Genomic DNA, 4,473 nt, shown 5'->3' with positions numbered 1-4,473 from the left:
CCACCGCCCCGCGCGCCTCGTCCGCCGCCACCAGCTCCGCGTACCGCCCGCCCAGCGCCAGCAGCTCCTCGTGCGTGCCGCGCTCGGCGACGCGGCCGCCCTCCAGCACCACGATCTGGTCGGCGTCGCGCACCGTGGACAGCCGGTGCGCGATGGTGACCGTGGTGCGCCCGCGGGCCACGTCGCGCAGCGCCGAGGACATCGCCCGCTCCGTGCGGGTGTCCAGCGCGCTGGTCGCCTCGTCCAGCAGCAGCACCGGCGGGTCGCGCAGCACCGCCCGGGCCAGCGCGATGCGCTGCTTCTCGCCGCCGGAGAAGCGGTACCCGCGCTCGCCGACCACCGTGTCGAAGCCCTCCGGCAGCGCGTCCACGACCTGCTGCACCTGCGCGGTGCGCGCCGCGCGGCGCAGGTCCTCCTCCGTGGCGCCGGGCGCGGCGAAGCGCAGGTTCTCGGCGATGCTGGCGTGCAGCAGGAACGTCTCCTGCGTCACCACGCCCACCGCCGCCGCCAGCGAGCGGGCCGTGACCGCGCGCACGTCGTGGCCGTCGACGAGCACCGCGCCGGAGCCCACGTCGTACAGCCGCGCCAGCAGGTAGCCCAGCGTCGTCTTGCCCGAGCCGGTGGGGCCCACCACGGCCAGCGAGGTGCCCGCCGGGACCACCAGGTCCACGCCGCTGAGGGTGTCGCGCTCGGCGCCGGGGTAGCGGAAGGACACCCCCCGGAACTCCACCCGCCCGCGCGGGCGCACCAGCTCCACCGCGCCCGGCGCCTCCACCACCTCCGGGGCGGTGTCCAGGTACTCGAAGACGCGGGTGAACAGCGCCATCGAGGCGTGCAGGCGCACCAGGATGCGCAGCAGCGCCCCCAGCGGCCGGAACAGCTGCGCCTGCAGGGTCACCAGCGCCACCAGGGTGCCGGTGCTCAGCGCGGTGCCGGTGCCGCGCAGCCACCCGCCCAGCAGGTACGTCAGCGCCGGCACCGCCGCCATCGTCAGCGTGATCAGCGACCACTGCCAGCGCCCGGCCATCTCCGAGCCGACCTCCAGGCGCGCCACCGCGTCGGACTGGCGGGTGAAGCGCTCCACGACCTCGCGGGTGCGCCCGCTGGTGCGCGTCAGCAGGATCCCCGACACCGACAGCGTCTCCTCGACGGTGGCGGACATCTCCGCCAGCTGCCGCTGGCGCTGGGCGGTGATGCGCCGGCGCAGCCTGCCCACCCGCCGGTTCAGCCACACCGACAGCGGCAGCACCGCGAAGGAGAACAGCGCCAGGCGCCAGTCCAGGGCGAGCATCGCCACCGCGGTGACCACCACCGCGGCGAGGTTCTGCACCAGCTCGGCGCCCGTGCTGGTCACCACGGTCTGCATGGCGCCGATGTCGTTGGCGATGCGCGACTGCACCTCGCCGGTGCGGGTGCGGGCGAAGAAGCCCAGCGACATGCGCTGCAGGTGCGCGTACAGGGAGGTGCGCAGCCCGTGCATGACGGCCTGGCCCACGCGCGTGGTCAGCAGCCCCTGCACGACGTCCAGGGCGGTGCCCACCGCGGCGATGGCCACCAGCCCGCCGGCCAGCGCCGCCAGCAGCCCCAGGTCCTGGCGCGGCAGGGCGACGTCGACGACCTCGCGCAGCAGGAACGGGGAGGCCACGCCCGCCACCGCCGAGACCGCGATGAGCCCGGCGACCACCGACAGGGCGCGCCCGTGCGGGCGGAACAGGCCCAGCACGCGCAGCACCTCCTCGCGCTGCGGGCGCCCCGCGGGCGGCTCGCCCCTCGCGGGCCGGAACGGGTCGCGGCTGGGGTCCCCGCGCACGCACCCTCCTCGCCGTGGTGGTCACCTCGCCCGGCCCGCCCCGCGCGGTCCGGCCACCCCCAGGTTAGGAGTCGCCCCGGACACGGGCGGCGCGCGCCGCGTCCCCCTATCCTGTGACAGCGGGTGAGGGCGTCGACCGGCGCCGTGCACGAGGGGAGCGCCCGGGTGACCCCCGGCGCCGAGGTGAGGGTGTTCGGATGCAGGCGACGCCCGCAGCGGGCTGGGACGGCTGGTCCCCGGTGGGCGGCACGGACGCCCCGCTGCTGCGCGCCGTCGGCCTCATCGCCCCCCTCGAGGAGCTGCTGACCGCCACCGCCACCGGCGGCGGCCCCCTCGTGGTGCCCGACGCGCGCGCCGACGCCCGCTGGTCCGCGCTGCCGGCGGTCACCTCCGGCGTGGTGGGCTGCTACCTGGGCGTGCCGATGACCGGCACCGACGGCCGCGTCGTGGGGGTGCTCGCCGCCTTCGACCCGCTGCCGCGGCGCTGGGCGCGCACCGACGTGGAGCTGCTGGTGGACCTGGCGGCCGTGGCCGTCGGGGAGCTGCAGCTGTCCGCGCTGGCCGTGCAGCACGCCGCCGACCAGCTGCGCTGGCAGGTGGGCGTGGCCGCCGGCGGCGTGGGCAGCTTCGACCTCGACCTCGTCACCGGCCAGCTCACCTGGGACGAGCGGATGCTGGAGATGTTCGGCTACTCCGCCGAGGAGTTCGACGGCACCTTCGCCGTCTTCGCCGCCCGCGTGCACCCCGACGACCTGCCGCGCGTGCAGGAGGTCCTCGACGCCGCCGTCGCCGGCGGGGACGTCTTCGACGCCGAGTACCGGGTGCTCAACCCGGCCGGCACCCGCTGGGTCAAGGCGCGCGGGCGGGTGCTGCGCAGCGCGGCCGGCCAGCCGCTGCGGCTGGCCGGCGCCGCCTACGACACCACCGCCGAGCGCAGCAGCGACGCGCGCGTGGCCCGCGTCCTGGAGACGATGTCGGCGGCGTTCTACTCCCTGGACCGCGAGTGGCGCTTCAGCTACGTCAACGCCGAGGCCGAGCGGCTGCTGCAGCGCCCGCGCGAGGAGCTGCTGGGGCGCAGCGTGTGGGAGCTGTTCCCCGGCACCCTCGGCGCCGACTTCGAGCGCGAGTACCGCCGCGCCGCGGCCACGGGCGAGCCGGTCGCCTTCGAGGCGTACTACCCGCCCCCGCTGGACGGCTGGTTCGAGCTGCGCGCCTGGCCGGACCCCGACGGGCTGTCGGTGTACTTCCTGGACGTCACCGCCCGCCGCGCCGCGCAGCAGGAGGCCCAGCGCACCGCCCGGCGCCTGGAGCTGCTCGCAGCGGTCAGCTCGGACCTGGTGGGCACCCTGGACGCGCACGAGGCGGTGGCCCGGCTGGCCCGCCACGTCGTGCCCGCGCTGGCCACCTGGTGCGTGGTGACCCTCGTGGAGGAGTCCGGGCAGCTGCGCGACATCGGCTCCTGGCACGCCGACCCCGCGCTGCGCCCGGTGGCCGAGGAGTACCGCCGCGTGCGGCTGTCCGGGCTGGCCGAGGACTCCCCGCTGCTGCGCGCCCTGCCCGGCCAGCAGCCCGTCGCGGTCACCGAGCGCGCCGTCGAGCGGCTGGCCGGCGTGCTGGCCGAGCCGGCGCGCTCGCTGCTGCGCCGCCTGGCGCCGGAGTCGACGTACATGCTGCCGCTGCGCGCGCGCGGGCGGCTGCTGGGCCTGATCACCCTCTACCGCGACGCCGACGCCGGCCCGCTGGGCGTGGAGGACCGCCGCACCGCCGAGCAGGTCGCCGACCGCGCGGGCCTGGCGCTGGACAACGCGTGGCTGTACGCGCGCCAGCAGCACGTCGCCGAGGGGCTGCAGCGCAGCCTGCTGACCGCGCCGGTGGAGCCGGACCACCTGGAGGTGCGGGTGCGCTACCGCCCGGCCGCGCGCGCGGTGCAGGTCGGCGGGGACTGGTACGACTCCTTCCTGCAGCCCGACGGCGGCACCGTGCTCGTCATCGGCGACGTCATGGGCCACGACGTGGACGCCGCGGCCGCGATGAGCCAGGTGCGCAGCCTGCTGCGCGGCATCGCCTACTCCAGCGGCGGCTCGCCCGCGGCGGTGCTGGCCACGCTGGACGCCACGATGCGCGGGCTGGCGGTGGCGACGACGGCCACGGCGGTGGTGGCGCGCCTGGAGCAGGACGGCGAGCAGCACGACCGCGCGGTGCGGCGGCTGCGCTGGTCCAACGCCGGGCACCCCCCGCCGGTGCTGCTGCGCCCGGACGGCACCGTCACCGAGCTCGACGGGGACCAGCCGGACCTGCTGCTGGGCATCGACCCTTCGCTGCCGCGCAGCGACGAGGAGGTCGAGCTGGAGGACGGCTGCACGGTGCTGCTGTTCACCGACGGCCTGGTGGAGCGGCGCGGGCAGGACCTCGACGAGGGCCTGGCGCGGTTGCGGCAGGTGGTGGCGCAGCTGGCCGGGGCGGACCTGGACGACCTGTGCGACGGGATCCTGGACCGCCTGCTGCCCCCGGCGCCGGAGGACGACGTGGCGCTGGTGGCGGTGCGCCTGCACCCGCAGGACGGCCCGCGCCCGGCGGTCGCCGGCCCGCAGAGCGTGCCCGAGGCCCTGCCCCTGCCCGGCCGCTGACGCCCCTCCCCGGGCCCGTCCCCACCGGGCCCGGGG

At 77.2% G+C, this 4,473-nt stretch carries 2 protein-coding genes; one reads left to right on the top strand and one right to left on the bottom strand.

Features of this window, described 5'->3' with window-relative positions; genetic code table 11:
• A partial coding sequence (locus tag GTR00_RS15315) for an ABC transporter ATP-binding protein (RefSeq protein WP_166612463.1) occupies positions 1–1,810 on the bottom strand: 1,810 nt, incomplete at its 3' end.
• A 197-nt stretch (positions 1,811–2,007) separates the two neighbouring features.
• Here GTR00_RS15315 and GTR00_RS15310 point away from each other — a divergent pair.
• Positions 2,008–4,437 carry a SpoIIE family protein phosphatase gene (locus tag GTR00_RS15310; RefSeq protein ID WP_166612462.1) on the top strand — a complete coding sequence of 810 codons (2,430 nt, stop codon included), beginning with the start codon at positions 2,008–2,010 and terminating at the stop codon, positions 4,435–4,437.
• The last annotated feature ends 36 nt before the right edge of the window (positions 4,438–4,473 follow it).

Origin of the sequence: Kineococcus indalonis, from assembly GCF_009906395.1 — a bacterium.
Classification (GTDB): Bacteria; Actinomycetota; Actinomycetes; order Actinomycetales; family Kineococcaceae; genus Kineococcus; species Kineococcus indalonis.
The sequence above is the reverse complement of the archived record's forward strand: the minus strand, read 5'-3'. Positions and strand labels throughout refer to the sequence as shown.